Genomic DNA, 5,564 nt, shown 5'->3' on the forward strand with positions numbered 1-5,564 from the left:
GTCCTGAGCCGGGTGCGGCGACTCGGCGCCCTGGGCGGACGGAGTCGAGGCGCCTGCTTGGAGGGGAGGGGGCGACTCGGTCTCGTGCGCCGCCGGGCCTGTCTCGGGCCGCTGGGCGGTCGGTCCTGTCCCTGGGTGCGGGGCGGGCTGTCCCGGCTCGGGCGGCCCTGTCCCAGCGTTCAGCGTGACCGGCCCGGTCTCGTGCGCATCCGCTCCAGGCCCCGGCTCGCCGAGCTGGGCGGGTTGTCCCGGCTCGGGCTGTCCTGGGGGCAGCTGTGTGTCGCCGTCCCGCGTGGCCGATTCCGGTACGTGCTCGTCGGCGGCCGTCACCGTCTTGGGCTGCGGCTCGGGCGGCCCCGGCTCGGGCTGCTCCGTCCCGGCGTCCTGCGTGGCCGGCCCCGGCTCGGGCTCCCGCTCAGGTGGTCGTACGAGATGGAAGTGGACCGGGTCCGGGGTGAGGAGGGCCGCTCGCAGGTGGTCCTCGAAGTCGGGGCGGGCCAGCCACGGCACGGCCTCCCACAGGTCGCGGCCGACGAGTTCGGCGCGGGGACGGCCCAGGAGCTGGGCGGCGCGTGGATTCGCGTAGACGACCAGGCCCAGCCGGTCCACGCAGAACACCCCGTCGGGCAGCAGGTCGGCCGCCGAATCCGCGGTCGGGGCGGGGCCCGGCGCCACGACGACGCCCCGGACCGCGGGCGCCGCCGGTGGCTCGTAGGCGTTCCACAGGTCCAGCAGGCGCAGCGCGCCGTTCTCGTCCCGCAGGTAGAGGGGCAGCGCGGGAGGGCGCCCCGCGGCGGTGTCCCGCAGGCTGGCCAGGATGCGGTGCGCGTCGCTGGGGGCCACGGCCTCGGCGAACGCCTCGATCGTCCCGGCGAACTCGCTGGGCGGCACGCCCAGGAGGGTGTGCAGGTCCTCGTCCAGGGTGATGGCGGCCGTCTCGGGGTCCCAGGCGAACCGTCCGGCGCGGCCCATGGACGTGGAGGAGGTCGGCGGCCGCAGACAGACCGGCTCGCCGTCCCAGGCGACCTGGTCCGGATCCGCTTCCTCCAGGCCCCGCAGGGCCTCGCCCAGCTCCTGGGCGAGGCGTACGACACGGTCGCGCCCGGCCAGCACCTCGGCGGCGTCGGCGACGGCAGGGCGCAGCACGGTCAGCACACCGTAGGTCGTGGCACCGGCGACGACGGGCACGTAGAGCGAACCGAACTGGAAGGGCAGTCCGGCGGCGAACTGCGGGTAGCGCCGCATCGTCTCGGTGGCGTTCGGCAGGATCACCTGGACCCCGAGCCGGTAGGCGTCGGCGACCGGAAAGGGGCGGTCGACGTGCAGGCGCCACCAGGGGCGGAACAGCGGGCCGGGCAGTCCCGACAGGACGGCGAGCCGTAGCAGTCCGGGCGTGCGGGAGCGCAGATAGACCCCTCCGGCGTGGCCGCCGGCCGCACTGATCGCCTCGGTCGAAGCGTCGATCAGCAGCGCCGTCAGCCGCCCGGCCGTCGGGTGTGCGTCCTTGACGCTCCCAGTCATCGGCCCTACCTAGTCCGTGCACCGTCCCACGGGCGACACAGCAAGAATGCGCCACAACGGCACCGGCCCGCACCTGGGCGGCCCATATGTACACCCGGCTCGCCGCGCTGGACAACCACCGGTCGGACTCCTGGACCGCATGTCCAGGTCTGGATTTGAAGTCCAGGGGGTTGCTGTCGTGCTCGGCCGTAGATTTCCGGACCTGTTCGAGGTCGTCCCGCACGGCACGCCTGTGGGGCCCGCGGCACGAAGCCGGCCGGGACGCGGCGCCCTCACCGCCTCTGCGACGGCACCCGCTCCCGCCCCGGCGGGTGTCCCGATTCCGTCGCCCCCCTCGTCTCCGTCAATTGGGGAGGTTCTGCTGGGTACTTGAGTGGGCACCACCGAGCTGGGCGGTCTGCTCGCGGTGACGACACGCCGGGGCGTTCACCCAAGTCGCCGGACGCGCAAGGGTAAAGTGTCGCGTGGCAAGGGGAAGCCCCGTGTGCAGATCGGGACTTGTGGTATTACAGAGGCCGTTTAAAGGGTAACTACCACCCTGCGCGGGGCTTCAATCGTGGCGATGATCATGATGTGATCAGAGGGTGCCTGCGGCTACGTTTCCGCTGTGATCACCTCTCGACTCCCCGTAACGACACCCTCGCTGACCGAGACCGCCGCAATCCGGCAGCTCCTCTTCGGCGCGCAGGACGAGATCCACGAGCCCTGGCGCCGCCTGTTCAGCTCCGACGTGTTCGCCTACCACGAGGGGCTGACCCACCAGGAGCGCACGGAGCTGTCCTATCAACGCCTACGCACAGTGAACGCGGCGGCGGCCGACCCCCGGGCCCTGGCGCGGGACCCGGTCGCCCTGAGCGCCCTGCACGAGTGGTCCGGCGTGGTGGACGCCGGCATGACGACGATCGCCAGCATCCACTACAACCTGTTCCTCGGCAGCCTGCTCGATCACGACCACGAGGGGCGCGACCTGGGCCCCTATCTGCGGATGGAGCGCCTCGGCACCTTCCTGTGCACCGAGCAGGCGCACGGCAACGACGCGGCCCAGATGGAGACCACGGCGACCCTGGACCGGGCCACGGGCGGGTTCGTGCTCACCACTCCGACGCGGGGGGCGCGCAAGTGGATGCCCAACACCTCCGTGGCCGGCGGCCCGAAGGACGCCCTGGTGGCCGCCCGTCTGGTGATCGACGGCAAGGACCAGGGCGTCTTCCTGTTCCTGACCTCGCTGACGGACACGAACGGCCGCCATCTGCCGGGCGTGGAGGTCGAGTTGCTGCCCGAGACGGCCAGCAGTCCGGTCGACCACTGCGCCACCTCCTTCCACGGGGTGCGGCTGCCGCGGACGGCCATGCTCCAGGGCGACCACGGCCGGCTGACGGACGACGACGAACTCGTCTCCTGCCTGGGGAGTCCGCGCAAACGGTTCCTGCGCTCCATCGGTCGCGTGACCATGGGCAAGCTGTGCATGAGCGCCTACAGCCTAGGGGTGACGCGGCACGCCCTGACCGTCGCCGTGCGCCACGCCCACCAGCGGGTCACCTCGGGCATGACCAGCGGACAACGGGTGCCGCTGTTCTCCCACCGCACCCACCACGCCCCGCTCCTGGAGGCGCTCGCCACGACCTACGCCGCCACCTTGCTGCAGCGTGAGGTCGTACGGCGATGGGCGCGGGCGGCGGAGGACGAACGCGAGGAGGCCGAGCGGCTGGTGGCCATCGCCAAGGGCTGGATCACCTGGCAGGCCCGGGACGTGATGACCGAGTGCCGCGAACGCTGCGGCGCACAGGGCCTGTTGCTCGCCAACGGAATCGCGGGGCAGCTCGCGGCCAACGAGGGAACGATCACCGCCGAGGGCGACAACGCCGTCATCTGGGTCAAGGCGGCAGGGGAGTTGCTGCTGGGCGGCTTCACCCCGACGCCGCCCGGTGACGCGCCCCCGGCCACCCGGAGCCTGCACGATCCGGCCCATCTGCACGACCTGATGGGGGACTTGGAGCGAATACGTCACGAGCGGGCCCGGGTGCGCCTGCGCGCGAAACGGGTCGGCTCGCCCCTCGATCGCTGGAACGGCGCCTCCGGAGCGGCGCTGTGCCTGGTCGACGCCCACGTCCACCGGCTGGCCGCGCAGGAACTCCTCGCCGCCGCGGCCCGTGCCTCCGACGCGCAGGTGGCCCTCCTGCTGGAGCACCTGCACCGCCTGTTCGCCCTGCGTTATCTGGCCGCGCACAGCGGTGAACTGCTCGCGCACGAGCGGCTGACCGCCGAGCAGGTCCGGTATCTGCCGGAGGTGCTGGAGGCCACCGTCGCGGCGCTGGTGCCGCACGCCCTGACGCTCACCGACGCCTTCGCCGTGCAGGACGAGATCGCGGCACGCCACCCCATGCTGAGATCCGAGGTGGTGCCGGCGTGACGGCCGCCACGTCCTCCTGAGGCCCCGGGCCGCGGAACCCACCGCGGCCCTCACTCTTTTTAAGTCCTGGCTTATATAAGTGATGGATGGCATAGTGGGTCCTGTGCACGCGTTCGACGTACTCGGGGATCCGGTCAGACGCCGGATATTGGAACTGCTCGCCGCAGGGGAGCAGGCGTCGGGCGAGGTCAGTGCCGTGATCCGGGACGAGTTCGGGATCTCTCAGCCGGCCGTCTCGCAGCATCTGAAGGTGCTGCGGGAGAGCGGGTTCGCGTCCGTGCGGGCCGACGGCAACCGGCGGCTGTACGCCGTCGAGGCCGCTCCGCTCAGAGAGGTGGACGCCTGGCTGGAGCGCTTCCGCGGCTTCTGGGACCAGCGGCTCGACGCGCTCGGGACGGAGCTCGCGCGGGGAAAGCGCGAGCGCAGGCTGCAAGGAGAGGTGAGTGAGCATGAGTGAGATCGCCGACGCGATCAACCGTATGCACCGGCGGGTCGGCACCCGGCAGGTCGAGGCCGGCGAGGCCCGGACCGTCCTGCTGCGGCGCACGTACGACGCCGAGATCGCCGACGTGTGGGACGCGGTGACCTCGCGGGAGCGGATCGCACGCTGGTTCCTGCCGGTCAGCGGCGAGCTCAAGGTCGGCGGCCGCTACCAGCTGGAGGGCAACGCCGGCGGCGAGATCCTCGAATGCGTCGAACCCGAGCGGCTGCGGGTCAGCTGGCTGTACGGCCCCGACCCCGGCTTCAGCGAGGTCGAGGTGCGCCTCACCCCCGAGGAGGGGGAGCGCACGGTCCTCGAACTGGAGCACGTGGCCGTCGTACCGGACGAGTTCTGGGACCAGTTCGGGCCCGGTGCCGTCGGAGTCGGCTGGGACCTGGGGCTCTACGGACTCGCCCTGCATCTCGCGGGCGGCGGCCTCAGCAAGGAGGAGGCCGCGACCTGGCACACCACGCCCGAGGGCAGCGCGTTCATCACCGGCTCGGGGAAGGGCTGGGGCGAGGCGTACGCCGCCTCCGGAGCGGACCGGGAGACGGCCACGAGGACGGCGGCCGCGACCATCGCGTTCTACACGGGAACCGAGGCCTGACGCCGGGGCGTTGCGGCGAGGGGGGAAGCGTTGTTGGCCTTCGACACGTACTGCGAGGCGATCGTCGCCCAGACCGACCTGCTCGTCCGCCACGTCGAGGGTGCCGACACGAGCGCTCCGGTGCCCACCTGTCCCGGCTGGGACCTCGGGCGGCTGCTGCGCCACGTGGGCGGTGACCACCGCTGGGCGCGGGACATCGTCGGCACCCGGGCCACCGGGCCGATCGACGACGACATGGTCGACGACCCCGCCGCCCACGCCCACCTCGACGACTCCGCTTTGGGCGGCTGGCTGGTCGCGGGCGCCACGGGACTCGCGGACGTCCTGCGTGCGGCCGGACCCGAGCTGCCGGTGTGGACGCCCGCCGACGAGGCTGTGGTCCAGCAGTCCGCGATGTTCTGGGCCCGGCGCATGACGTACGAAACCCTGCTGCACCGGGCCGACGCGGCACTCGTGACCGGGGCGGACTTCGTGGTCGAGGAGCCCCTCGCGGTGGACGCCGTGGAGGAGTGGCTGGAGTTCGCCACCATCCCGGAGGCCTACGA

The 5,564-nt window shown here is 72.3% G+C and carries 5 protein-coding genes; 4 read left to right on the forward strand and 1 reads right to left on the reverse strand.

Translation table 11 applies throughout. The features are described from left to right. The coding region (locus tag EHS43_RS35850; protein ID WP_260470865.1) for a PAS domain-containing protein at positions 1 to 1,521 on the reverse strand (1,521 nt) is incomplete at its 3' end. A 607-nt stretch (positions 1,522 to 2,128) separates the two neighbouring features. On the opposite strand from EHS43_RS35850, the gene EHS43_RS35855 reads away from it, so the two are divergent. The 4 genes from EHS43_RS35855 to EHS43_RS35870 all read left to right on the forward strand — a co-directional run. Further along, positions 2,129 to 3,931, forward strand: a complete 1,803-nt coding sequence (locus EHS43_RS35855) for an acyl-CoA dehydrogenase (protein WP_125194792.1) — start codon at positions 2,129 to 2,131, stop codon at positions 3,929 to 3,931. 94 nt (positions 3,932 to 4,025) lie between these two features. Next, positions 4,026 to 4,388: a helix-turn-helix transcriptional regulator gene (locus EHS43_RS35860; protein ID WP_125194793.1), complete on the forward strand. Its 363-nt coding sequence runs from the start codon at positions 4,026 to 4,028 to the stop codon at positions 4,386 to 4,388. Then, complete coding sequence (locus tag EHS43_RS35865) at positions 4,381 to 5,019, forward strand: SRPBCC family protein (protein WP_125194794.1); 639 nt, start codon at positions 4,381 to 4,383, stop codon at positions 5,017 to 5,019. Before EHS43_RS35860 ends, EHS43_RS35865 begins: the two co-directional genes overlap by 8 nt. A gap of 33 nt (positions 5,020 to 5,052) precedes the next feature. Then, on the forward strand, positions 5,053 to 5,564 hold a 512-nt coding region (locus EHS43_RS35870), incomplete at its 3' end, for a maleylpyruvate isomerase family mycothiol-dependent enzyme (protein WP_260470866.1).

The organism is Streptomyces sp. RP5T, from assembly GCF_003933965.1.
Lineage (GTDB): Bacteria > Actinomycetota > Actinomycetes > Streptomycetales > Streptomycetaceae > Streptomyces.

Bases quoted from the DNA above. Each gene is read 5' to 3' on its own strand.
- EHS43_RS35865 (WP_125194794.1), top strand. From the start codon at position 4,381: ATGAGTGAGATCGCCGACGCGATCAACCGTATGCACCGGCGGGTCGGC.